At 45.3% G+C, this 24,556-nt stretch carries 25 protein-coding genes and 1 pseudogene; 19 read left to right on the top strand and 7 right to left on the bottom strand.

From position 1 onward, the window contains the following. Together AC1YY3_RS05110 and AC1YY3_RS05105 are read right to left on the bottom strand one after the other, a co-directional pair. Positions 1 to 502, bottom strand: a pseudogene (locus tag AC1YY3_RS05110) (hypothetical protein); the annotation flags it as partial. A 595-nt stretch (positions 503 to 1,097) separates the two neighbouring features. Beyond that, positions 1,098 to 1,466, bottom strand: coding sequence for a group I truncated hemoglobin (locus AC1YY3_RS05105; RefSeq protein WP_481824093.1), 369 nt, complete (start codon positions 1,464 to 1,466; stop codon positions 1,098 to 1,100). A 212-nt stretch (positions 1,467 to 1,678) separates the two neighbouring features. Here AC1YY3_RS05105 and AC1YY3_RS05100 point away from each other — a divergent pair, with 212 nt between their 5' ends. Then, complete coding sequence (locus AC1YY3_RS05100; RefSeq protein ID WP_481824092.1) at positions 1,679 to 2,314, top strand: helix-turn-helix transcriptional regulator; 636 nt, start codon at positions 1,679 to 1,681, stop codon at positions 2,312 to 2,314. A gap of 182 nt (positions 2,315 to 2,496) precedes the next feature. Then, the gene (locus tag AC1YY3_RS05095) at positions 2,497 to 2,979 is read left to right on the top strand and encodes a cytochrome P460 family protein (protein ID WP_481824091.1); all 483 of its coding nucleotides are present in this window, start codon (positions 2,497 to 2,499) and stop codon (positions 2,977 to 2,979) included. A gap of 447 nt (positions 2,980 to 3,426) precedes the next feature. Here the strand turns inward: AC1YY3_RS05095 and AC1YY3_RS05090 are convergent, their stop codons facing one another. Next, complete coding sequence (locus tag AC1YY3_RS05090) at positions 3,427 to 3,660, bottom strand: hypothetical protein (RefSeq protein WP_481824090.1); 234 nt, start codon at positions 3,658 to 3,660, stop codon at positions 3,427 to 3,429. A gap of 65 nt (positions 3,661 to 3,725) precedes the next feature. On the opposite strand from AC1YY3_RS05090, the gene AC1YY3_RS05085 reads away from it, so the two are divergent. Genes AC1YY3_RS05085 through ftsX form a run of 5 tightly spaced genes read left to right on the top strand, consistent with a single transcriptional unit; the run spans position 3,726 to position 8,642 of the window. Then, the gene (locus AC1YY3_RS05085) at positions 3,726 to 4,436 is read left to right on the top strand and encodes an SURF1 family protein (protein WP_481824089.1); all 711 of its coding nucleotides are present in this window, start codon (positions 3,726 to 3,728) and stop codon (positions 4,434 to 4,436) included. Then, positions 4,429 to 5,022: a hypothetical protein gene (locus AC1YY3_RS05080; RefSeq protein WP_481824088.1), complete on the top strand. Its 594-nt coding sequence runs from the start codon at positions 4,429 to 4,431 to the stop codon at positions 5,020 to 5,022. The genes AC1YY3_RS05085 and AC1YY3_RS05080 overlap by 8 nt, the downstream gene beginning before the upstream one ends. A 9-nt stretch (positions 5,023 to 5,031) precedes the next feature. Next, a complete protein-coding gene (ftsY, locus tag AC1YY3_RS05075; protein WP_481824087.1) occupies positions 5,032 to 6,966 on the top strand; it encodes a signal recognition particle-docking protein FtsY in 1,935 nt (644 codons plus the stop codon). Between the two features lie 8 nt (positions 6,967 to 6,974). Beyond that, complete coding sequence (gene ftsE, locus AC1YY3_RS05070) at positions 6,975 to 7,631, top strand: cell division ATP-binding protein FtsE (RefSeq protein ID WP_481824086.1); 657 nt, start codon at positions 6,975 to 6,977, stop codon at positions 7,629 to 7,631. 3 nt (positions 7,632 to 7,634) lie between these two features. Further along, entirely contained in the window at positions 7,635 to 8,642 is a 1,008-nt protein-coding gene (gene ftsX / locus AC1YY3_RS05065) for a permease-like cell division protein FtsX (protein ID WP_481824085.1), read from the top strand. A gap of 137 nt (positions 8,643 to 8,779) precedes the next feature. Here ftsX and metG read toward each other — a convergent pair whose 3' ends face one another. Then, entirely contained in the window at positions 8,780 to 10,822 is a 2,043-nt protein-coding gene (metG, locus tag AC1YY3_RS05060) for a methionine--tRNA ligase (protein WP_481824084.1), read from the bottom strand. A 362-nt stretch (positions 10,823 to 11,184) separates the two neighbouring features. On the opposite strand from metG, the gene apbC reads away from it, so the two are divergent. From apbC to AC1YY3_RS05035, 5 genes are all read left to right on the top strand, one after another. After that, positions 11,185 to 12,276 (top strand): iron-sulfur cluster carrier protein ApbC, encoded by a 1,092-nt coding sequence (gene apbC / locus AC1YY3_RS05055; RefSeq protein ID WP_481824083.1) that lies wholly within the window; start codon positions 11,185 to 11,187, stop codon positions 12,274 to 12,276. A 75-nt stretch (positions 12,277 to 12,351) separates the two neighbouring features. Next, positions 12,352 to 12,882 (top strand): REP-associated tyrosine transposase, encoded by a 531-nt coding sequence (locus AC1YY3_RS05050; RefSeq protein ID WP_481824082.1) that lies wholly within the window; start codon positions 12,352 to 12,354, stop codon positions 12,880 to 12,882. Continuing rightward, entirely contained in the window at positions 12,876 to 13,091 is a 216-nt protein-coding gene (locus AC1YY3_RS05045) for a hypothetical protein (RefSeq protein ID WP_481824081.1), read from the top strand. The genes AC1YY3_RS05050 and AC1YY3_RS05045 overlap by 7 nt, the downstream gene beginning before the upstream one ends. Positions 13,092 to 13,471: 380 nt before the next feature. Then, on the top strand, positions 13,472 to 14,512 hold the full coding sequence (locus tag AC1YY3_RS05040) for a Dam family site-specific DNA-(adenine-N6)-methyltransferase (protein WP_481824080.1): 1,041 nt from the start codon (positions 13,472 to 13,474) through the stop codon (positions 14,510 to 14,512). Further along, positions 14,505 to 15,236, top strand: a complete 732-nt coding sequence (locus AC1YY3_RS05035; protein WP_481824079.1) for a helix-turn-helix domain-containing protein — start codon at positions 14,505 to 14,507, stop codon at positions 15,234 to 15,236. Before AC1YY3_RS05040 ends, AC1YY3_RS05035 begins: the two co-directional genes overlap by 8 nt. 160 nt (positions 15,237 to 15,396) lie before the next feature. Here the strand turns inward: AC1YY3_RS05035 and AC1YY3_RS05030 are convergent, their stop codons facing one another. Beyond that, positions 15,397 to 15,615, bottom strand: coding sequence for a hypothetical protein (locus AC1YY3_RS05030; RefSeq protein WP_481824078.1), 219 nt, complete (start codon positions 15,613 to 15,615; stop codon positions 15,397 to 15,399). A gap of 66 nt (positions 15,616 to 15,681) precedes the next feature. On the opposite strand from AC1YY3_RS05030, the gene dcd reads away from it, so the two are divergent. The 5 genes from dcd to AC1YY3_RS05005 all read left to right on the top strand — a co-directional run bounded on the left by dcd (position 15,682) and on the right by AC1YY3_RS05005 (position 20,480). Then, on the top strand, positions 15,682 to 16,248 hold the full coding sequence (dcd, locus tag AC1YY3_RS05025) for a dCTP deaminase (RefSeq protein WP_481824077.1): 567 nt from the start codon (positions 15,682 to 15,684) through the stop codon (positions 16,246 to 16,248). Positions 16,249 to 16,473: 225 nt separating this feature from the next. Continuing rightward, positions 16,474 to 17,088, top strand: coding sequence for a CPBP family intramembrane glutamic endopeptidase (locus AC1YY3_RS05020; protein ID WP_481824076.1), 615 nt, complete (start codon positions 16,474 to 16,476; stop codon positions 17,086 to 17,088). A 587-nt stretch (positions 17,089 to 17,675) separates the two neighbouring features. Further along, entirely contained in the window at positions 17,676 to 18,749 is a 1,074-nt protein-coding gene (locus tag AC1YY3_RS05015) for a transporter (RefSeq protein ID WP_482194348.1), read from the top strand. 248 nt (positions 18,750 to 18,997) lie between these two features. Then, the gene (locus tag AC1YY3_RS05010) at positions 18,998 to 20,251 is read left to right on the top strand and encodes a sialidase family protein (protein ID WP_481823522.1); all 1,254 of its coding nucleotides are present in this window, start codon (positions 18,998 to 19,000) and stop codon (positions 20,249 to 20,251) included. 28 nt (positions 20,252 to 20,279) lie between these two features. Then, positions 20,280 to 20,480 carry a hypothetical protein gene (locus AC1YY3_RS05005; RefSeq protein WP_482194347.1) on the top strand — a complete coding sequence of 67 codons (201 nt, stop codon included), beginning with the start codon at positions 20,280 to 20,282 and terminating at the stop codon, positions 20,478 to 20,480. A 9-nt stretch (positions 20,481 to 20,489) separates the two neighbouring features. Here the strand turns inward: AC1YY3_RS05005 and AC1YY3_RS05000 are convergent, their stop codons facing one another. Beyond that, positions 20,490 to 21,380 (bottom strand): DUF3014 domain-containing protein, encoded by an 891-nt coding sequence (locus tag AC1YY3_RS05000; protein WP_481823523.1) that lies wholly within the window; start codon positions 21,378 to 21,380, stop codon positions 20,490 to 20,492. A 126-nt stretch (positions 21,381 to 21,506) separates the two neighbouring features. Here AC1YY3_RS05000 and AC1YY3_RS04995 point away from each other — a divergent pair, with 126 nt between their 5' ends. Then, entirely contained in the window at positions 21,507 to 23,219 is a 1,713-nt protein-coding gene (locus tag AC1YY3_RS04995) for an ExeA family protein (RefSeq protein ID WP_481823524.1), read from the top strand. 6 nt (positions 23,220 to 23,225) lie between these two features. Then, entirely contained in the window at positions 23,226 to 23,999 is a 774-nt protein-coding gene (locus tag AC1YY3_RS04990) for a general secretion pathway protein GspB (protein WP_481823525.1), read from the top strand. A 102-nt stretch (positions 24,000 to 24,101) separates the two neighbouring features. Here AC1YY3_RS04990 and AC1YY3_RS04985 read toward each other — a convergent pair whose 3' ends face one another. Continuing rightward, positions 24,102 to 24,401 carry a DUF1244 domain-containing protein gene (locus AC1YY3_RS04985; RefSeq protein WP_481823526.1) on the bottom strand — a complete coding sequence of 100 codons (300 nt, stop codon included), beginning with the start codon at positions 24,399 to 24,401 and terminating at the stop codon, positions 24,102 to 24,104. Between the last annotated feature and the right edge of the window lie 155 nt (positions 24,402 to 24,556).

The following is a 24,556-nucleotide window of genomic DNA, read 5'->3' as shown; positions in this document are numbered from 1 at the left end:
ACGAGAAACGTATGACCGGATCAAGCCCCATAAACCCCAAAGTGCAAGCCACTGTACAAGCAATCATCACCAATCTTAAGGATAAACCTGGCGCGTTATTGCCCATTTTGCATGGCATCCAAGACGCAGGTTTCAATGCCAGAGGCATTCCTGATTCGTCTGCTTTCATAGCAAACTCGGCTGCCAATATTTTGGCTTGATCCAAAACCATAAGCATATCGTTGGTTTCAATCGGCTTTTTTACATACAAAACCCCTTCGCGCATAAAATCCTGAGCGGATAAAACGATCAAAGGCTTTAGCAAACATTCTTGTAAGCACTTGTCTAATAAATTTTTTGAAACCGGCACATCCGCATCATAAATATCAATATCATCTGCCGAATTAACTACAATTGCCGCGCCTTTGCAGGATCCATGCAAAAATTTCATCATAACCTTTACGGCACGGCTATCCATACCATACAGGGCAAGTTTTAAGGGCTTTGTGGTATTTTCTAGCATCGCTGAAGTATAGCAAAAGATTATTAAATTACTTTCACTCTCCGAATCGGAGTAAAGATAAACTAGAATATTTAGGTGGGCTGGAAAGCAACTATTTCACTAAATATTAGTGAGTTATTATCTTTTAAATCAAGCAGATTGATGAAAGAATCGATTATGTCTGTGGCTGGACTCGCATGACGAACCCAATTTTTGTGATGATTACTGGGTTTTTCGCCCAGCCTACAGCCATTAACTACACGTAAAGGTGCTGTGCTATGAAGCAAAACCGGAAGCCCAGTTAACTCTATAGCAACAACACTCGAAGAGTCGCTATTTTTGCGAAAGCTTGTTTTGAGGACTTCCTGTCCAAACAAGCGGCAAAAACTTAACGCGACCGCTAATGCCTTCGGCTGCCCCAGCCGTCCTGCTACTCTTGCTTCATACCCGACAAGGGGTATGAAACATCGTTGTGCAATGACCCGACGCGATGTCGGAATGCTGTGCATTTTCACTTCGCAAACAACGCTTCGTGAAAACACACAGCCCTATCGCTTCTGGGGACTAAAAATCTTCACTCCGCTAACGCTACGTTTCCAAGATTTTCAGCGTTTGCTTATCTACCCAACACGTCATTCCGGGTACTTTCGGCGATGGCAGCGGCCTCTGCAATGAGGTCTCCCGGCACATTCAATTCAGTTAGGGTTGCACCCAAGTGTTCCATGACAGCATTAAAATGATCCTCATTCAAACCAGTTTTAACCATACCTGCATGGGCATTCCGCATATCCTGGCCTGTATAGCTGTTGGGGCCACCGAAAGCCATAGTAAAGAACGCCTTTTGCTTGGCGATTTGCTTGTCCATGTCGGTTTTTTCAAAAAAATGACTAATTCGTTGGTCATTCAGTACTTTGCGGTAAAAAATCTCAACGGCTGCATTAACGGCGGGTTCGCCGCCAATTCTTTCATAAAGTGGTGCATTCATAAGTATCCCCTGATTTGTAAAGTAGGTTTATCATTGCTGTTTCAAAAGCAACAACCAAGATGTGAGCAAACGATTTGAACACGATAATATAATAGCGAATAAAAATAATTAATACAATTTTAATATGTTATAAGTAATTTATAATGTGCAATTTTTCACAGACTGTATTTTGTCATCCTGCTATGCTAAAAGGGACATCAAAGGGAGAATTTATGGCTGATCATATTGGTTCGCGTCAGCGCCAAATTTTAGAACTGCTACTCGAGCATAAAGAAGGCTTGTGCATTGATGAAATTGCCAAAACTTTAAATATTTCACGCAACGCGGTGCAGCAGCATATTTCTGTGCTGGAGTTAGAAGGCTATCTGCAAGCGGGTGTACTCAATAAAACGGCAGGTCGTCCAGTCCGGAGTTATATCCTGACCGAAGCCGGCATCAACAGTTTTCCTAAGCAATATGCCTGGTTTTCTAAACTCATGCTGACTGACCTGAAAAACGAAATAGGCCACGAAGCCTTTCAACGCTACATGTATAAGCTGGGTGATAGCCTGTCGCAAAGCTATTTATACCGATTTGCAGGAAAGCAGACAGCTGAACGCAGATTGGAATTGTTAAAAATTATGGACGAAATGGGTTTTAAGACCGACAGCAAAACCGATTCAGTTGACAATGATCCGACAACTATTAAAGCCTATAACTGCATATTTCATGATTTGGCGCAAAAGCATAATGAAGTCTGTAAGTTTGACATCGCACTCATGACTGCCTTGCTTGAAAAAGATGTTGAATTGACGGAATGTATGGCACGAGGTAATGGCTTATGTTGCTTTAAAATTATCGACAAATAGTATTCCAACTGTTTATATCAGCATACGTAGTTAATTTGAATCCTCATAAAGGCACTACTCAGGAAGCCTATAATAGCGAATAAATATTATATTGACATGTTCCGGCAATTCCGTTAAAAATACGAACATAGTTTTGCATCGAAACTATATGGCTAATATTTTTTACTACCGGAGATAACATTATGACAACAATATCATCAATCATCATTACCGGATTACTGTGCGTTATGACTACATTTAGCTACGCAGGGAACGATGGCGTAGCTTTTCCTGAAGGTTACAGGAATTGGCTGCATACCAAATCCATGCTTATCCAACCAGGGCATGCCTTAGAAAATCCTTTTCAAGGTATCCATCACGTTTACGCCAATAGCAAGGCAGCGAATGGCTTAAAAACCGGTAAATATGGCGACGGCTCCGTATTGGTGTTTGATCTTTTAAAGTATGAGGAAAAAGACAAAACCATACAGGAAGGGGAACGCAAGCTGGTCGGCGTGATGCACAAGGATTCTGTCAAATATCCATCGACAGGCGGCTGGGGATTTGAAGGCTTTGCAGGCAACAGTAAAACCGAACGCCTAGTAAAAGACGGAGGCAAGTCCTGCTTTGGCTGCCATGAACCGCAAAAAGGTAAAGATTATGTTTTTTCTGCACTTCGAGAATAATTGGATGCAGCCAAATAAGTTAACAATAAGTGCTTCATAGCGTTACATCCACCTTTGCCGTGAAAACTTACAAAAGCTGAAGGTACGATAGCTGTAAAAAATTTGCTGTCCAAAAACTTATGCATCAGTTTGTACAATGACAGGTTTATAGTTCAATGCCAAAATGTAATCTGGGTTGTTGCGCGGCTTTTTTCAAATTTTCAAGAAACTAACAGTAAATAGAGAACAATAATGAATTTACTCAAATTAGGCATGACGTTTTTTTCCACGCGGGACGGGGTTTGTAGCCAATGCCGTTAAGTTAAGCCTCCACGCGGGACGGGGTTTGTAACCCCGTTCCTAACGTTTTTGCGAAACTTAAACTGCATCACTGAACTTAGCCAACATGAAACCCTGCGGACGGGGTAACATGCCCTGTCCGGCTGAGAGGGTTTGTAGCCAATGCCGTTAAGTTAAGCCATATTTGGAGTACAAAGCTTGCTTTGCACTTGTCCACCACAGGCAAAGCAAGCTTTGCACTCCATTGTTGCTATCATTAGTCCGTAGGCTGTTGGGTTGGACGCGCCCCATGTGGGCGATGTAGTGGGCTTGGGCGCGTCGTAACTCAACAAACGGCATTTCGGTCGGTGGGATGTGTTGGGTTACGGCGCACGGACAATCCGGTGATAATCTTATAGACATCCGCTATGTGTACCTAACCCAATCTACGTTACCATGCCAGATCAAATCCATATTTTTACTGGCTAATGAAATACCGAAGAACGCCACTGATAGCTTATCTATGTTTGCTGCCTCTTCTGCTTTCGCTCGGCATTTGGCAACTTAATCGTGCGGAAGAAAAACGGGTATTAACCCGCTTAAAAGAGCAACGGCAATCAACAGAAACCTTGGTATTGTCGACAACCCTACCGGACACAGCGGAAGCACTTTTGTATAAGCCTATAAAAGCGTTAGGACATTACGATAGCGGCCATCAATATTTGCTCGACAACCAAGTTAGCAAGGGTAAGGCGGGGTATTTCGTATTGACTCCTTTTCTGTTAAAAAATGAAAACAAGGCGGTTTTGGTCAATCGAGGATGGCTGCCTTTGGGTAAAAATCGGGGCGATTTGCCAGAAATAAATGTCGATACCAAGGAAATCACTGTTACAGGTCGAATTAATCGTTTTCCTAGTGTCGGGTTAATGTTGGCAGGGGCTGAAATCCCAAGTAACACATGGCCTGCTTTAGTGCAAGTTATTGATAATAAGGTATTAGCCAAGCAGCTTGCTTATCCTTTATTCGACTTTCAGCTTGAACTGGATAAACAATCGGCAAATAGTTTTACCCGCGAATGGCAAACGCCGCACACCATGACACCTGAAAAACACATCGGGTATGCGGTACAATGGTTCTTATTGGCATTAACGCTCACCGTGCTTTTTGTGAAGTACGGTTTTAAGAAACCGCATGATTAATCAACAAAAAAACCGTTTATATATCCTGCTGATCTTCGGAATGGCTATTATTCCTTTTATGATTGCGTGGATGCTGGATGGGAAAGCCCCGTTTATCGAAGGTCACACCAATAAGGGGCAGCTTATTAGCCCTGTCGTAGCAACCGAACCTAGTGATTTTATTGGATTAGATACCTTTTCCACCGATAATATTACGGAACTTAAAGGTCATTGGGTGACGTTGAATATAGTTCCTCAAGTTGATTGCAATAACATCTGTTTTGATGCCATTCACAAAACCAAGCAACTACGCTTGATGATGAACAAAGATTTAACCCGCACCCGACGAGCAGTTATCTTTTTGAAAGACGTGTCGCCAGAATTGGCAAACCAATGGTTGCAAGATGATACAGTGCTGTTAAAAATTAAGCCTAGTGCGGCACTACAACATAAAATTGCCGAACTCAGAAATGGCAGACTACCGGATGGACTGTTGTTGTTAATGGATCCAATGGGTAATTTAATGATGCAGTACGAACCGGGTTTTGACCCTTACAAAGTAAAAAGTGATCTCATGCACTTATTGCGAATTTCACAAATTGGTTAATGGAAACAAATGTTTAGAAAAATAACTCTGTTTGGCTTGGTTTTAACGCTGATCGTCATTGTTGCTGGATCTCTCGCTAGGGTAATGGGGGCTGAGTCTATGTTTGGACTTATTCCGCCGCAAGCACTGCATTTTAAGATCGCTTATGCACTTGCCGCAGTTACCTTGGTGGTACTGTTGATGTCATGGTGGCAAGCGCATTGTCGTGCCGCAGCAATGATGGCAGCATTGGGTTTAGCAAGCTTGCTAGGCTTGCAGGTGGCGTTAGGAATTGGGCTTTTAAAAGCACCCGACCAAGCAATCCTGATGACAGGGCATTTGTTGTTGGGAATGACGGTTTTCTGGGCATTTTTCTGGCTGTATTTGCGGACTGATCGGGATATTTCGCGTTCTGTCGAACGTACAGGGCCGATATGGTTTGCTCGATTTGCGATTACGTTGCTATTCTTGCAAATTGCCTTGGGTAGCTGGATAAGCATTAATCATGCGACTTTGGCTTGTACGGGCTTTCCGCAATGTAACGGACAATGGTGGCCGGAAGCAGATTATCAAGGCATTTTGAATGGCTTGATGGCAAAAGCGGGTGAAATGTCTTATGCCACCCAAGTTGCGGTGAATTGGTTGCACCGAGTAGGCGCATTGACCTGTTTCATCCTTCTAAATGGGCTAATGCTGGTTGCTACTGCCGCAAAAAATTCAACATCGGTACGAAAAGCCGGATTATGGCTAAGTTTTCTACTATTTGTGCAAGTTGCACTGGGTGTTATTGGCTATCGATTTGCCATGCCATTGTGGGTGGTGGTTGCCCATACCAGCTTTGCTGCATTGCTGATGTTACCGCTGATTGCCATTAGTTTTTATAGTCGGTATAGTTTTGTTGAGTCTAAGCCATCTATTAAAAAAGCGCGTCCCGAACCAGCAGTTATCGAGACCAAACCAGAAGCCGAGGCACTTTCTCCGAAGGTGCTTGCACCGGAAGTTGCAGCAATAGAGCTTGATGAACCCTATATAGAACCCGCGCCAGAATCCGTTTATCAGCGCCTTAAAACCCAGCTATCACGCACTCGAACAGGCTTAGGCAGTATTCTTGCTAATTTACCACTGGGTCTGAAAGATATAAATGAAGACCTACTGGAAGAAATCGAAGCCAGCTTACTGATGGCCGATGTGGGTGTTGATGTTACCTCGAAAGTCATCAATCGCCTTACCCAAAGCCTTGAACGGAAACAACTTGCCGATAGCAACGCATTAACATTGGCTTTGAAGCAAGAATTGCTCAGTATTCTTGCGCCCTGTAGTAAGCCGTTACAAATCCCCAAACAGGATAAGCCCTTTGTCATATTGGTTATCGGTGTGAACGGCGTGGGTAAAACTACGACCATTGGCAAGCTCGCCAAACGCTTGAGCGCACAAGGCCATAGCGTCATGTTAGCGGCGGGTGATACTTTTAGGGCAGCGGCAGTTGAGCAGTTGCAAGTCTGGGGACAGCGTAATAATATTCACGTTGTCGCGCAGCATACTGGGGCAGATTCTGCCTCCGTAATTTATGATGGCATACAATCCGCACAATCTAAAGGTGTCGATGTTCTGATTGCAGACACCGCAGGACGCTTGCATACCAAAGCTAACTTGATGGAAGAATTGAAAAAAGTTAAACGCATTATGTCAAAATTGGACGAAACCGCTCCTCATGAAGTCATCTTGGTATTGGATTCAGGCACGGGACAAAATGCCTTATCACAAGCCAAATTATTTAATGAAGCGATAGGTTTAACTGGTTTAGTTCTGACCAAGTTGGATGGCACCGCAAAAGGCGGGGTGATTTTTGCCTTAGCCAAGCAGACAGGTATCCCCATCCGCTTCATCGGCGTGGGTGAGGGCATTGATGATTTGCAAGATTTTAATGCCGAAACCTTTGTTGATGCCTTGTTCGTTAAAGACTAAGCCCTGCCATGCTCAAGTTTGAAAACGTCTACAAGCGCTACGCCGAAACAGGCGATGTCCTAAAGAACGTCAGCTTTCACCTTAAACAAGGCGAAATCGCGTTCCTTACCGGGCATTCCGGTGCAGGCAAAAGTACCGTGTTGAAATTGATTGCGGTAATGGAGCGCGCAACGCGCGGCGATATTGTGTTGGACGGGCAAAAATTGAGCGCTATCAAGGAACGCCATGTGCCTTATATCCGTAGGAAAATGGGCTTTATCTACCAGGATTACAAATTATTACAAGACAGGACGGTGTTCGACAACGTCGCCTTGCCTTTGGTGATAGCAGGTTACGGGCATCAAGAAGTTTCACGTCGGGTACGTGCGGCATTGGATAAGGTCGGCTTATTGGGCAAGGAGAAAAAATTTCCGCTGGCTTTGTCGGGCGGGGAACAACAGCGTGTCGGTATTGCCAGGGCGGTCGTCAACAAGCCGCCGATGATTATTGCCGACGAACCCACGGGTAATCTCGATCCTGAATTGTCTGCGGAAATCATGGCATTATTTGAGCAATTTCAAAATGTTGGCGTAACTATTCTGATTGCATCCCACGATATTTCCTTGATCCAAAAAATGAACCATCGTGTGTTGCGCTTGGATCATGGGCAGTTGGTGGCGAGTTAACTCATGAAACAGATCGATAAATATCCGCACAAACCCAAGCCACTTAAACCGGATATACAGCAAAATACTAAAGCAGGTGGGAGCTTTACTGACCGCCTGAAAGCCTATCGTGACCAACATGCACAATCCTTGTTTTCCAGCCTTGGACGTTTGTTTTCAACACCCTTCACTTCGACAATGACGATAGGCGTGTTAGCACTTGCCATTGCACTGGCAAGCGGCTTCTACTTGGTAGTGGTCAATTTGCAGCAATTGACCACCGGATTGGAAGCCAGCAACCAAATCTCCTTATTTCTACGGGACGAAATCTCAGAAGCCCACGCCAACAAATACGCCGACAAAATCCGCAAAAACCCAAATGTCCAACACGTAAAAGTCATCACCAAGAAACAGGCGATGGCGGAATTCAAGGGCTTTAGCGGCTTTGGTGATGCCATTGACGTGCTGGAAAAAAACCCATTGCCGATTGTAATCGAAGTCTTGCCCAAGGATGCGTTAGTAGACAAAGAAGCCTTGACCCAGCTATTCGAGGATTTCAAAAAATCCACCGAAGTTGATTTCGCCCAAATGGACATGGCCTGGGTTGAGCGCTTGCAGTCGATAGTGTCTACCGCGCGCCTAGGCGCAATCCTGTTGGCTGTCTTATTGGGCTTGGCGGTGTTCTTTATTGCGGGGAACACCATTCGCCTGGAAATCCACAACCGACGGCAGGAAATCATCATCGCCAAACTGGTCGGCGCGACCAACAGCTTTATCCAAAGACCGTTTTTATATACCGGATTTTGGATAGGTTTTCTTTCTGGGGTCAGCGCGTGGTTTATTGTGACCTTTATCATGCTGATTTTAAGACAATCCGTCGAAAATCTTTCCGGTTTATACGCAGGCGCATTTCATTTGCTGTTCTTTAGCTACGGCGAAACCTTTATCTTACTCACGATATCATCAACTCTCGCCGTGTTCGGTTCCTGGCTAGTGCTTTATATTCAAGTCAAACAATTACGACCTGAATAAGTCAGCATCCTTACTGTAGAACTTACGCAGTGCGTATCTTTTACCAATCCCAATAAGTTCTCATCCTTACCTTCTCCAAAGGGATAAGGTAAGGATGAGGGGATTCATAACAGCTTTTTGGGATTGGTATTACAGTGCTATTTAACCCGCATCCCAGCAACCGCGCCACTATCAGGACTCAACACAAAAATATCCTTCCCGCCCGGCCCTGCCGCCAGCACCATACCTTCGGATAGACCAAACTTCATTTTACGGGGGGCGAGATTAGCAAGAACCAAGGTTAACCGTCCTTCCAATTCTTCCGGTTTATAAGCGGATTTGATACCGGCAAACACGGTACGGGTTTCATCTCCGATATCGACGGTCAATTTCAATAGCTTATCGGCTTCTGGCACGGCTTCCGCCTTGATGATAAGGGCGATGCGTAAATCCAGCTTGGCGAAGTCGTCGATTTGGATGGTGTCGGCGATGGGTTCAAATTGTTTGGCTTTGGGTTCGACCTTGGAATTTGCCTTGACAGCATCGACGGTTTTTTCCAAATTTTCTTTTGAGTCTTCAATGATTGCCGCGATTTTGTCGGCTTCAACCCGCGTCATCAGCGGTTTGAATTCATTGATGGTGTGGCCTTTTAATGGCTGCAATCCAGCAACCCAGTTTTGGCTTTCGATAGCCAAAAACTGTTCGGCTTCCTTAACCAAGGTAGGCAGTACAGGTTTGAGATAAGCAGCAAGTACGCGGAACAGGTTAAGCCCCATCGAGCAGACATCGTGTAATTCCTGGTCTTTGCCGTCTTCTTTAGCAAGCAACCAAGGTTTTTTATCGTCGATATAAGCATTGGCCTTATCTGCCAGTGCCATGATTTCACGCATGGCTTTGGCGAATTCACGGGTTTCGTACAACTCGGCAATGGTATCGTTGGCGTTGACAAAGTCGGCAAACAATTCAGGTTCCGAGCAATTATCAGATAAGCGATTGGCAAAGCGTTTGCTAATAAAACCGCTACACCGGCTGGCGATGTTGACGACTTTGCCGACCAAATCGGAATTCACCCGCTGGCTGAAATCGTCGAAGTTAAGGTCAATGTCATCCACCCCCGCGCTGAGTTTGGCGGCGAAATAATAGCGCAGGTATTCTGGGTTTAGGTGGTCGAGATACGTCCTGGCCTTGATAAAAGTACCACGGGATTTGGACATCTTCTCGCCATTCACCGTTAAAAAACCGTGCGCGAAAATGGCGCTAGGTGTCCTGAACTGCGCTCCAGCTAACATGGCCGGCCAGAACAAGGCATGAAAATAGATGATGTCTTTGCCTATAAAATGGTACAACTCGGTTGTGCTGTCTTTATGCCAGAATTCATCAAAATCAATGCCTTGCTTATCGCAGAGATTTTTGAAACTCGCCATATATCCAATCGGCGCATCCAGCCAGACATAAAAATACTTGCCGGGCGCATCGGGTATTTCAAAACCGAAATACGGCGCATCGCGGCTTATATCCCATTGTTTCAAACCGCCGTCCAGCCACTCTGCCAGTTTATTGCTTATTTCGGGCTGCAAATGTCCGGCAGTCGTCCACTCGCGTAGCATGTCATTGAAATTTTCCAGATTGAAAAAGTAATGCACGGAATCTTTTGGAACAGGTTTTGCGCCTGAAATAGCCGACACGGCATTCTTTAGATCGGTAGGAGAATACGTCGAACCACACACTTCACAGCCGTCTCCATATTGATCAACTGCACCGCATTTAGGGCAATCACCCTTGATAAAGCGGTCGGACAAGAACATCTTTTTAACCGGATCATAACCCTGGGTTATGCTGCGTGAGTTAATATGTCCGGCATCCCTTAACCGCTCATAGATTAACGACGAAAGCGTTTTGTTTTCTTCCGAATGGGTGCTGTGGTAGTTGTCGAAAGCCACGCCGAATTCATCGAAATCCGCCTGATGTTCCTTGCTGACTTTGGCAATCAGTGTTTCTGGCGTAATGCCCTCCATATCCGCCCTCAACATAATCGGCGTGCCGTGGGTATCATCCGCACACACGTAATAACACAGGTTGCCGCGTTGTTTTTGGAAACGTACCCAGATGTCTGTCTGTATGTATTCGACTAAATGACCGATATGGATTGGGCCGTTGGCGTAAGGCAAGGCACTGGTGACAAGGATTTTTCTATTGGACATGATGGGGTTAGTAAACTGGTCAAAAACAATGGCGCATTATGGCATAAATGGAGGCTTCTTGGGATATTGGGAAGCTGTGGAGCAAGGGCAGGTAATTTGCTGTAAAATGCTACGTACAAGGTCATTTTTATAAATTGACTCTTTTGTGCGGCAATACATTAACCCAAGCATAAAAAACCAAATGCCGTTGAGTAAAACGGGCTAGTTCCTTCTCCCTAGAGGGAGAAGGTTAGGATGAGGGGGAATTAAAATGACTTATTCTATTTTTAATCCCCCCCTCACCCCGACCCTCTCCCTCAGGGAGAGGGGGCTTGCACCATAACTTAACAATACTTGAGCATAACCCCAGGAACTTCAACCTAATGACCGACATTTCTAAAACCGACATAGAAAATGTGCTTAAAACCATAATCGACCCCAACCACGGTCTTGATCTGGTTTCTGCGAAATCCGTAAAGTCGATTGCCATCGAAAACAACGCCGTTGCTGTCAAAATAGAACTCGGCTATCCGGCCTTAAGCTATCACGCAGAATTGAAATCAATTGTCGATCAGCAACTAAAAACGCTGGTGGGCATTGGCGGCATTACGGTTGAAGTAACCAGCAAAATAATCTCACACGCCGTCCAACAAGCCCTAAAGCCCCAACCCAACATCAAAAACATCATCGCGGTGGCTTCGGGCAAGGGCGGGGTTGGTAAATCCACCACCGCCGTCAATCTGGCGCTGGCGTTATCTGCGGAAGGCGCAACTGTCGGCATCCTGGATGCGGATATTTACGGCCCCAGCATTCCCACCATGCTTGGCCTGTCCGGTTATCCCGAAAGCCGCGACAACAAGACCATGCTGCCCAAGATTGCCTACAACATCCAAACTATGTCCATCGGCTACTTAGTGGATGCAGGCCAGGCCATGATCTGGCGCGGCCCGATGGTCACCAACGCCTTGCAACAATTGCTCAGGGACACTAACTGGGACAATGTTGATTACTTGATCGTAGACCTGCCGCCCGGCACCGGCGACATACAGTTGACCTTATCACAGCAGATTCCCGTCAGCGGTGCGATAATCGTGACCACGCCGCAAGACATCGCCTTGATTGATGCCCAGCGCGGCTTGGGTATGTTCCAAAAAGTGAATGTCCCCGTACTGGGCATAGTGGAAAACATGAGCATGCACATCTGCAGCAACTGCGGACATAGCGAGCCCATCTTTGGCACGGGCGGTGGCGTGGTGATGGCGGAAACCAACCATGTCGATTTTCTGGGCGCACTGCCCTTGGATATTAACATCCGCATCCAGGCCGATTCCGGCCAGCCAACGGTTGCCGTTGATCCCAACAGCCCAGCCGCGCAGATGTACAAAGCCATTGCCCGTAAGGCGACGGCAAAATTGGCGTTGAAGGCGAAGGATTTTAGTACGCGGTTTCCGAATATTGTGATTCAAAATACTTAACTTATCGTTCCCACGCTCCGCGTGGGAATGCAGTTTGCGACGCTCCAGCGTCCCGTTTAACAATGAACCAACAACATGGGTAGAAGCCGCTATACCATAACAGAACCGGATAAGCTCCACTTTTTAACCCGCACCGTTGTCGAATGGATGCCCGTTTTTACCCGCCCCGAAACCGTTGAAATCTTATTGAACTGCTGGCGATACCAACGGGAAAACCAAGGCTTAAAGCTCTACGGTTACGTCGTCCTGGAAAACCATTACCATTTTATCGCCCAGGCTGCAAACTTAAACCAATGCGTTAGCGGTTTTAAATCATTCACTGCCCGTAAAATAATCGACACGCTTAAGCAACGGAACGCAGAAATGTTGTTGAAGCGCTTGCGCTATGCCAAACTAGCCCACAAACAAGATCGGGAATACCAGTTTTGGCAAGAGGGTGTTCATGCCGAACTCATTTTTAGCGAGGCGATTATGCGGGAGAAGCTAGACTACATCCATGCCAATCCGGTAAAGCGCGGTTACGTCAACATGCCGGAACATTGGCGTTATTCGAGTGCCAGTCATTATGTCGGGCAAACTGGGTTGCTGGAGATTGACGCATGGTGAGACGGGACGCTGGAGCGTCTGGGGCTGCATTCCCACGCAGAGCGTGGGAACATAAAAGAAATCCGCCCGGTGCCGCTTGGTTCCTGCGCTTCTCGCATTTACCGGGGGTTGCCGGAAGGGACTTCCCTGTCCCTCCGGTAACGTGCGGCATCCCTGCCGCACCCCTAACGGGCTATTCCCTAAATGCCCCGATGCTCGGCGCAGCATAACGGGAGGTGGCGAATATGAAACGAGTTGTATAATTTTTGTACCTGATTACAAAGAAATGATACAAAAATCAATATGTAGTATAATAATATCCGAAGAGTTGCTATATTTTGTGTTTCTAATGAAAATGCGCTGGTGGAGACATCGGTCTTTTTACTTTCGACACTCCTTTACCCAAAATCCTTTGATACCCGCCCGAAGGTAATGGGTATCTTCGGAGTGGTGGACTCTTTCTGCTATTTATTAGGAGAAATATCATGGCTAATAAACCACGTAGTCCTTGCAAGACTCCACCGAGAGAGCCAGAGACTGTTCCGGTCAAGCCTCATCGGCGGAGTCCACCAAGAGAATGCAACTGACCGTTAGGTAAGTTGTAGGCGTTATGGATCGGTGTCTCCACCAATGCATTTTAATTGTAGTTCATAAAACACATTCATCTTTTGATTTAACTATTATTTTTAGATTTCTTTTAGGTTGCCAGAGTTATATAGGTAAAATGAAAAGCCTCCCACACCCTATTCAATATCAAGGTAGTAAACGGAATTTGGCTTCCGTTATTTTGCGCCATCTCCCCAAAGCTATTGATACTCTTATTGAACCTTTTGCGGGTTCAGCCGCAATTAGCATTGCCGCTGCCGCTCACAAGATGGCAAAATCTTATCTGATTAACGATCTTAATAAGCCATTGGCTGAATTGTTGCAATTGATAGTCGAATCTCCGATTGAAACGGCAATGTTTTATGAAGGCGTTTGGAATGAACAACATAGCGATTCAATCGAGCACTATTACAAGATTCGAGAAGCCTTCAACCGCACACAAGACCCACGCCTTTTTCTTTATCTATTAGCAAGATGCGTCAAAGGCTCAGTCAGATATAATTCTGACGGAATATTCAACCAAAGCCCAGATAAGAGACGTTATGGCACTCAACCGAAAACCATGCGTAAAAATATTTTTGGTGTTTCCGCTTTGTTAAAGGGTAAAACAGAGTTTTCGTCTCTTGATTACAGGGAAATTTTGGACAAAGCCCAAAACACCGATCTCGTTTACATGGATCCGCCCTATCAGGGTGTGTGTGGAGATCGGGATTCCCGTTATTTTTCTGGCATAAATCATGACGATTTTGTCTCTGTTCTTGAGTGGCTTAATTTAAGGGGAATTGCGTATATCGTCAGCTACGATGGTCGTAGGGGAAGTAAAACATTTGGGGAGCTACTTCCCTCTTCGCTTGAACTTACGCGTGTTGAATTGGATGCGGGGCGTTCTAGCCAGGCAACTTTACTTGGGCGTGATGAAGTGACTTATGAATCCCTATATCTTTCTCGTACGTTGACCGACAAACTTGCTTGTAAATCAACAGAATATTACCTGCCCCAAACACAGCAGTGTTCATTATTTGAGCCTAGGGGTCATTATGTCTGATCTCCCAAAGGACTTCATTGATCTTTGTCATTCCGTTACTGCGAAACGTCCGAAAACCGTTATTGACCATATTTTGAAGCATGGTTTTATCACGACTGAGGAGTTGAAAGAAACATACGGTTACAACCATCCGCCTAGAGCCGTCCGAGATGTGCGCGAACATGGCATAGCGATTGAAACTTTCCGAGTCACAGGTTCTGATGGGCGAAAAATTGCGGCTTACCTTTTTGGCGATGTAGCGGAGAGGAAATTCACAAAACTATCAGGCAGAACTGGTTTATCAAAGAAAATCAAGGAAGCTTTAATTGAAAAGTATGGTGCAAAATGCTTCATCTATCTCGAAGAGATAGATGAGAAGGAATTGCAAATCGACCATCGAGTCCCCTATGAAGTCGACGGTAACGGAGAAGGCGGGGAACTCGATCCAGAAGATTTTATGCTGCTTTCCGGTTCTGCAAACCGTGCAAAGTCATGGTCTTGTGAACATTGTGAAAATTGGAACGATGTCAAAGAAAGAACAATCTGCCTAACATGCTATTGGGCATACCCAGAAAATTACAATCACATTGCCATGCGTCAGATTCGCCGTCTCGATCTTATTTGGCAAGGTGATGAAATTGATATTTACGAAAAATTAAAGGCAGAAGCACACTCGCTTGAGAAAGAAATTCCGTTGTTTGTAAAAGAAATTATTGAAAAAGAGGTTCGGTGTAAACGTACTTAAATATGTTTCTCAGCCTCTGCTGTACCTCGTACGGCGGATTAATCGTAGGGCGCGGTTAGCCGCGCAAATCCACTTTGCTTAAACTACTACTGGTGTTCACGCGCGGCGTAACCCGCCTAATGTGATGGGCTTCGAGATGCTATGAAAATCGCCCATTCCCTTATGCCGCGCCGAGCATCGGAGCATTTATCGGGAATAGCCCGAAAGGGGTGCGGCAGGGATGCCGCACTTTGCCAGAAGGACAGGGATGTCCTTTCTGGCAAACCCCGGTAAATGCGAGAAGCGCAGGAAGCGAGCGGCATCGGGCGGATTTCTTTTGGATACTTTTCTTTGTCCGTACAAAGAAAAGTATTCCGCCTGCCAGTGCGGGAACTGGCATTAAAATAACCGTCGCGGTAGCGACACTTAAATTAAAAACAACACAAAATACACTTCACCTAACCTCATGAGCATCAAATCAGACAAATGGATACGCCGGATGGCGCAACAACATGGCATGATCGAGCCGTTCGAGTCGGGACAAATACGCGATTCCGAAAAGGGGCGGGTCATCTCTTACGGTACGTCGAGTTATGGTTATGACGTGCGCTGTTCGGATGAATTCAAGATTTTCACCAACATCAATTCTGCGGTGGTTGATCCCAAAAATTTCGATCCGAACAGTTTTGTGGATGTCAAAGCCGATGTGTGCATCATTCCACCGAATTCCTTCGCCTTGGCGCGGACGGTGGAGTTTTTCCGCATCCCACGCGATGTGTTGACGGTCTGCCTGGGCAAATCGACTTATGCCCGCTGCGGGATTATCGTGAACGTGACCCCGCTGGAACCCGAATGGGAAGGCCACGTCACCCTGGAGTTTTCCAATACCACCACATTGCCGGCAAAAATCTATGCCAATGAAGGCGTTGCCCAAATGCTGTTTTTTGGCAGCGATGAAGTGTGCGAAACGTCTTACAAAGACCGGGGCGGTAAGTATCATGGGCAGACGGGCGTGACTTTGCCGAAAGCTTAAACCTAATAATATCCTCTCCTGCTGGATCCCTACATGGACGTAGGTTAGTTGGGCAATGCAGGAGAAATTGCCCTAGAGGGTTGGGTGAAAAGAATATGATCAACTTTATATCCCCCCTCATCCCAACCTTAACGGCGCAAGTTCCATACCTCCTGCCGCACTTCCACTATCCCTGGTGGTCGTTCCTCAAGGGAGAAGGGGCTTTTTGAATTTTTTGAGATTCCCATGAATAACTCCCCATTCAACTCCGAGCGATTTTTCAAAAGTGCCTGCCTGTTTGAAGCCGCGCTAATCCTGGTTGCGATAGTGTTGGGTTGGATGAGCAACATCAACCCGTTTGTTGATTTGCATTATTCCGAAATTGCCATCTTATATGGAATATTAGGTACGATACCGCTATTTTTGCTGTTTTTATTGCTGGAACAACTCAGCTCAGAATCCGTCGTCACAATCCGGCGTTTTCTTATGGAAACCTTGGGGCCAGCATTGCATCGCCATCATTGGGCAGATTTATTCGTGTTGGCGGCAATCGCTAGTATCTCCGAAGAAATCCTGTTTCGTGGAGTAATCCAGCCCTGGATGGAATCATCTTGGGGAATCATTGCTGGGTTGATTGGAAGCAATATCCTCTTTGGGATGGTACATGCCATTACACCGTTATATTTCATATTGGCGACAGTGGTCGGTATTTATTTAGGGCTTGCCTTGGATATTGGCGGGGATAGAAACTTATTAACGCCCATCCTTATCCACGGTTTGTATGATTTTCTGGCATTTATGGCCCTGATGCGGAGTTATCGGGCAAGTTTGGCGGCACAAAATCAGTTAAACGATCATTGAAATCGAAAACTGTACCTTCAACTTTTTCTTATAAGCTACAACAATAGCCACTCAATAAAAACTGTGTGATATGACACACTTACTGTGTCATATCACACAGTTTTTTCTGTAAGCCTTATCTAATGCGGGTTACAGAGGCAGTGCAATTTTATTAAACTGTGCCATATCACACACTTTTTGGTTTAGGAATAAATTTAGAAAGCATTATCAGTAATAAGCCCATTATCCTGTAGGTTTTTTATTTGTAAGGCAAATTAATTAAATGCTAGGAAAAAATCAGGATTATTATTATTTATCAATTGATTACATAAACATAAGTAGCTGCCCCAATACGGTGCAATAATCAGAAGTCCGCTCGTAAATGTTAAATTTACATGGCATACATAATGCATGACTTTATGTTGGGTCGGATTTTGAGTTCACCCTGTGCAGCATTACCCGAAATTGATGTTTGTTTTGCTTGCGAAAGCCTTGTCTAGTACTATGGCGCGTCTAAAATAAACTGGGATTGCCTTGGTAGCAGTGTGATGATTAAGTTCCGCCTTTTCTATTTCTAAGCAATTTTAAGTATCTATGTAGGGTCAATCATGAATATATCGAATAAATTACTTTTGTTAATGGCAGCAATGTCCGTATTGACGGTATACAGTGCTGCCGTTTCAGCCGACCACGGCTCTTTGGGCTTTGGCATCGGCACGGCATCGCCGATTATCACCCAAACGGGGGTGACTCTCCCGAAAAACATGTGGGCGAGCGGGATAATCACCCAGTTTATCAATTTTGATAGTATTTCCGATTCGCGGCTTTTAGCGTTGAAAAACAACGCGAAGACCGATGCCGATGGTGATGTCCATGATGTTGAAACCTTTTTGCAGCCTTCTATATTTGCGGCTTATGGTGTTACTGATGACTTGACTTTGGGCCTTAGGATTCCGTATGTGTTGCGCTCTGGAGTCCGTTCACCGGATGAAGACGGCGGTGAAGTGCTTAAACAAGGCGACCCAAGTGGCTTTGGGGATGTTTCCTTCTTTGGGCAATATCGGTTTTACCATAGTGACGACAACTTAAACCACGCATCTTTGGTTGTCGGGCTGAAAGCCCCGACGGGAGAAACCAGTATCCCAACCAATCCACCGGCTGAACACCATGATGAAGAACCCGCTGAGGCCGAAGAAGGGCATCATGGCAGTGGTGCATTTGAAGCCCATCACCAACCCGGTGGCGGTGCATGGAGCCCTTCATTTGGGCTTTCATTTACCCGTGCAATGGGGCAGTTCTCTTTTGATACCAGCGTGCTCTACACTGTATCAACCAAAGGTTCGCAAGCCACCGATCTTGGCGATCTTTTTGGCTATAACTTTGCGCTGTCTTATGCGTTTGGCGCACCGGCGCGGAATAACTTGTTTTCGTCCAGCAACAATGCCCCGTGGACGGCAGTGCTGGAACTTAACGGTGAATGGCAAGATTACGAAAAAATTGCTGGCGAACGCAATCCTAATTCGGGCGGCAACACGGTATTTATTTCTCCAGGCATACGCTATTCCGGTGGTAACAACTGGAATACGGCCTTATCTATTGGCGCACCTATCGTCAAAGATACCAACGGTTATCAGACCGATCCTGATTATCGGATAACTTATCGGTTTGTGATGGTTTTTTAGGGATTTCTGGATTATTTTTTTCGATAAGTCTCCAACGGACTAATCGAAGAACGAACGGTAACCCCCCATCAAATTAAATAATTGAAATCCACATCTAAAGTATAATGGGTTAATCCTGTAACTTGATAGGGGGCGGAGTGACAAACCTAGGTTTGTCACTCCAATAATACATGCGACTCACAGACATTAAACCGACAAGTTTATTAAAAAATACAGGTTTAACCCATTACCATCTAAAGTTTTACCCCATGAAAAAAACAGCCGTTCGTCCTTCTATTAAAGATGTAAAAAATGGAGCTTACCGATACGGCAGCCAACTCTTGAAATCTTTACTAATGGCAGGGGCAGCATTATCGTTGGTTTCATGCAGCCATTCAAACCAAGTGCATTTGAGTGCTGGAACAGCCAATTACAGCCATTATCCCGACGGCGGCGGCTTGTTCGTTTCGGCTGCTTTTGCCCCTGATGGCCGCTTATGGCGGGTCGTGCCAGAAAAGCTCCATGTTTATGCCGATGTTTCGAGTGACTTGGGGAAACCCTTCTCCCCGCCCGTGCTTATCAATAATGAATCGCAAGCCATTAAGGTAAGCGGCGAGAACAGGCCGGGCATTGTTATTGACCGTAATGGCATCATCTACGTAATTTATGCGGCAGAAAGCACCCAGCCTGTCGCTATCTTTTATAGCGTTTCTAAAGATAACGGCCAGAGTTTTTCCACACCAATGCCACTGAGCGACAAAGCTGCTGATGCCAATACGTTTCAGGGTCGATTTGGGGTTGATCGTGCGGGGAAAGTCCATGTGTTTTGGCACGACGAACGTAACCGCACCGACTGGCGGCAATCTGGAAACGCCATTTATTACACGACCATAGACGGAAACAGTGGGCTGAGTGCGTCCGCGCAAAAACTGTCCGATACCTTATGCGATTGTTGCCGAATCGCTACGGCGTTTGACAAGAATAATCAAGCCGTGTTGTTTACGCGCTTTATTTATCCGGTTGGCATACGCGATCATGGCATGTTGCGGACACAAGCCAATAGCAAAGAGCCACAAACTTGGCGCGTCACGTTCGACGATTGGGTTATCGAAGGTTGCCCTGAACACGGCCCGGCAATTTCCATAAGTGCTGATAGCCGATACCATATCGCCTGGTTTACCCAAGGCAAAGTCCGACAAGGTTTGTTTTATGCGTATTCGGATGATGAAGGGCGGCATTTTTCAACCCCGTTGGCTTTCGGGGAGTCGAAAACCCTACCTAGCCATCCCGATATTTTGGCGCAAGGCAAACATATTATCCTGACCTGGACAGAATTTGATGGCAAGCAAATCCAGCTTAAGGTAATGCATTCCAACGATGGCGGCGTGACTTGGTTGCCGCCCAAAGCCATTGCAACAAACAGTGCGGATGCAGATTTCCCGTTTTTACTTAGCAACAAGCAAGGTGTGTTTGTGTCTTGGAATAGCAAATTGGAAGGTTATCGGTTAATTCCCCTGAATTAAGGAATCTCTGAACACGTTGATTCCGATCATGGTTCGACGACCGAAGGAAGTGCCTGTGGTGCAAACCCACCATGAACGGTATCAACATATCACCGTTCGCCCTTTGATCCGAATTATGCAATTTAACTTTACTTGCCATTCCTCTGGAAAGACGGTATCTGAGCTTGTCAAAGGACTCGTTCAGCGTTCCTTAACTGAAAAACATTTTGCTCCGATGAAGTTTGCGTAATCGAGGTCACTATTTGAGGTCTGATTTCGCCAACTCCACCAAAAATTCACGGCATTTAGCTTGAATTATGCGTGTGTTCACAGCCCCCATACGGATCATCTGTTTTTGAACGGGACTGAGTGTTTCCAGTTTGGTATCGGCAAACTTATAGAAAACAGACGGTCTTACCAAGACAATTTGCCCTTCAAGTGCAGGAGCAGCAAGAATTTCACCTGCCGCTTTATTGATGATGCTTTCTAGTGTAATGTCTTTTGGATAGCTGAATTCGGCAAACACCTGCAACATTAATGGTCTAAATTTTTGGTAAAGCCCTACGGCGGATTTTGCATTAATAGCCTGAAATGTTTGTGCGATATTATTGTAACGTTGATAACTTTTGGGCGATATATTAAGCCCATTTCTGCTCTGTTCTACAGAAAACGGCTCCGCCATCCGAAGAAAACTCATGTGTTTGGTAATGCGAATCCCCTGGGCAAAATCATTGACTATCAGTATGTGCTTTCTAATTAACTGATCTGTATTAAGCCACGGTGCAAGCCCAGGTGCAATCTTGATTAATGCTTGCCTCACCATATCATCGCTACTTAATAAATCTGGCAGATCTGATGGCTGGGTTGGAGTTTGATTGTCATGGCTAACCACAGTTTCTGGTTCTGTGGGAGGTAAAAATTCAAGCTCGCCCTCTTCTGCAAGCGGCTGTTCTTCTGGGAATTGTACTGATGTTGCGATTTCATTTGTCGGCACTTTATCAGTAACGCGTGTTTCTGCTTGCTTAAGCTGCTTAAAGTTTTCCATAACATAATACGTACCACTGATGCCAACAGCCAAGGAAATCAGGACGGCTAAAATAAAAATCGTGTTATTGGATTTTTTGTTTCTATTTCTATCGTAACGACTCATCTAGTATTGAGACCTTCTTTCTGTTGTGGGTTACAATTGTGCATCAGGCGCAAGACTCAAGGCTCAAAACAGCAGACTTTTATCATAAGCCTTGAGCCTTGAGCCTTGAGCCTTGAGCCTTGAGCCTTGATAGTAATTTTCGCACACGTTGCGGTTAATGCTTTATTAAACAAATTTATTTCACCCAATACTTGCGCTTTGTACAACGAATACTTTCATTTTAGCGAGCTGCCGTTTTCCATAGCGCCAGACCCGCATTTCATGTTCATGAGTACCCGTCATCAGGAGGGTTTGGCGCACCTGCTGTACGGCATCAATCACGGTGGCGGCTTTGTCGCGTTGACTGGCGAAGTCGGTACGGGTAAGACAACATTATGCCATTGTTTGTTGCAGCAACTGCCAGAAAACATTGATATTGCCCTTATCTTAAACCCCAAACTCAATGCCATCGAGTTATTGGCGACGATCTGCGATGAATTACGGATATCCTACGACAAAGATCGGCATACATTAAAAAACCTGATTGATGCGTTAAACCAGCATCTGCTCGCTGCTCACGCTAAAGGTAGACGTACTGTTTTGGTTATTGATGAAGCCCAAAACCTGAGTCTGGAGGTTTTAGAACAAGTCCGTCTGTTGACCAACCTTGAAACCACTAAAACAAAATTACTGCAAATCATCCTCGTCGGTCAACCAGAGCTAAAAGACTTATTAACCCGCCGCGAGTTACGTCAATTAAATCAACGTATTACTGCCCGTTATCATCTGCTGCCCTTATCGTTGGCGGAAACTCGCACCTATATTCGTCATCGCTTGATGGTGTGCAAAGGCGATCCCGACCTATTCAAGAAAAGTGCAATCACCAAAATATTTCAATTTTCCAAGGGCATTCCACGGATCATCAATATTATTTGTCATTGTGCCTTATTGGGGGCTTACTCAAGCGATACCCGCGTCATTACGCCACCCATTATCAAACGCGCCGCTAAAGAAACCTTGGCGTTTACCAATGACACGCCATCATGGGTAAAGCCTTTATTGGCGATGTTGGTGTTAAGCTGTCTCGTTGCTGGGTTTTATTACCGCAACTACCCAGTAAACGACCCAACGCTGCCCAAATCTAAAACGATCTTATCGGGAAAATTTCCTGTGAAAGTTGCCATTAAACCACTTACACCGATTAAGGTAGCACCGGTAGTTGCCAAACTTGAACCTGTTGCTGGCACAAAGCCCTTTAGCTCATGGTTAGATAATCCAGGGCTTACCTTGGATGTGGGAATAAGCAACGCGCTTAAACTGTGGGAAAAAGAAATCCCAGCCAACCAACAAGTAGACTGTGATTATGCCAAAAAAACAGGCTTGAACTGCCTATTTGACAACGGTAATTGGAAAGACCTGCTGGCATACAATCGTCCGGTCGTGTTGGAGTTTTCGTTATCTCCAGGGATAAAACGCTATGCGTTATTGACGGCAATAAAAGACGGACAACCCACCCTCACCTTCGACCACTATGTGACGTTTCCCTTGGCAGATGTGCTGAGTTTTTGGGATGGTTATTACGTATTGCTCTGGCAATCGCCAAAACCTGCAATGAAAATGCTATTTCCAGGACAATCATCCGAGAACGTCGCTTGGTTGCGCCAACAAATGACGGAAATTGACGGCATAGATGAAAAAGTCAGTCGCCCCGAATTTTTTGATGCCGAGTTGAAAGCACGTGTTATAAGCTTCCAACGGTCGCGCCACTTAAAGCAGGATGGCAAAGTGGGTACACAAACGATTTTTCATCTTGACAATGCAACCGGCGCACAGGGTTCGCCACATTTGAAACAGGACTGATGTACGATGTCATATATCCTCGATGCCCTACGTAAATCCGAACAGCAACGGCAAGCCACCCAACCGGACACCGTTACGGACAGAATACTCATCAATCCGCCGCCACCCAAACAGAAATCAGCTAAGTGGATAGCTGCGCTGGTTATCGGCAATCTGCTGGTTATCGCATATTTATTCTGGCATTTCACTCAGAAAATCCCTACAGAATCGGCACAAAAGCTTGCTGTTAATCCAGAAAAACCGCTTTTGCCAGCAACATCAACAAAACCACCTTTAGCGCAAGCCGTTGCTACGCAAAACAAGATTGCCCAACAACCTAATCCATCATTACCAAAACAAATAGCACCACAATCGCCCTCACCTTCTATCGCCCAATTGATAGCAGCAAAAAAAATGGTCGAAATCCAGCAGCCCATTAAACAAATTCCAGAAAAGAAACCGTTAGTGACTAAAAAAGAACCGCCTAAACGGATTGCAACACCGCCAACAATTCGACCTGAACCTTTCGACACAATGCCGGAAAAGCCAGCCGTATCGTCATCAAAAAAAGCCATACTTGCCTTAGATGATCTGCCTTACGAAGTCCGCAATAGCTTACCTAAGCTAAGTATCAATGTATTCAGCTACGCCAATCAACCGCAAGAGCGTTTTGTGATAATCGACATGGTTAAATACCGGACAGGACAACTCATCAAAGGCTCAGTGACACTCAAAGAAATTTTACCTAACAGCATTATATTGCAATACGGTGGTGATACTTTCAAGGTTGAAAGACCTTAACAAATCAAACCCATTTGCTGATGAAGGTCTTTACCCTTAGCCATCCCGCTATCTTGCCTGACAAGGGTTGAAACAAGCATCAAAGTTAGTTTGATTGTTAACCTATACTTTCGACTTTTTTTTGCTTTCTAACGCCGCCAATTGCTCCGGTGTAGCCGCACTCTGGTATTTGGCTTGCCATTCTTTATACGGGATACCGTAGATTATTTCCCTGGCTTGTTCGTAATCCAGGGTCACATTTTGGTCTTGAGCCGCTGCGGTATACCACTTCGCCAGACAATTACGGCAAAAATCAGCCAGGATCATCAAGTCAATATTCTGAACGTCGGTATGTGTTTGCAAGTGATGAACTAAGCGCCTGAAAGCTGCTGCTTCGAGCTGGGTTTTTGTGTTATCGTCCACTATCTATCTCCAAATTGAAACATCATTTTAGCAGAATCCACAATCAAAACATGTACATTGAAGGGCATTAGCCTTACAATAGGGTAAGCAAAAGCGGTAAAGTTTAAAATGTAAGTCAACTCATTCATCAATGATTTCCTAAAAAGTCGCAAGAA

The organism is Methyloglobulus sp., from assembly GCF_964779595.1.
Note: the sequence above shows the minus strand (reverse complement) of the source record. Positions and strands in the feature narration are given on the sequence as shown.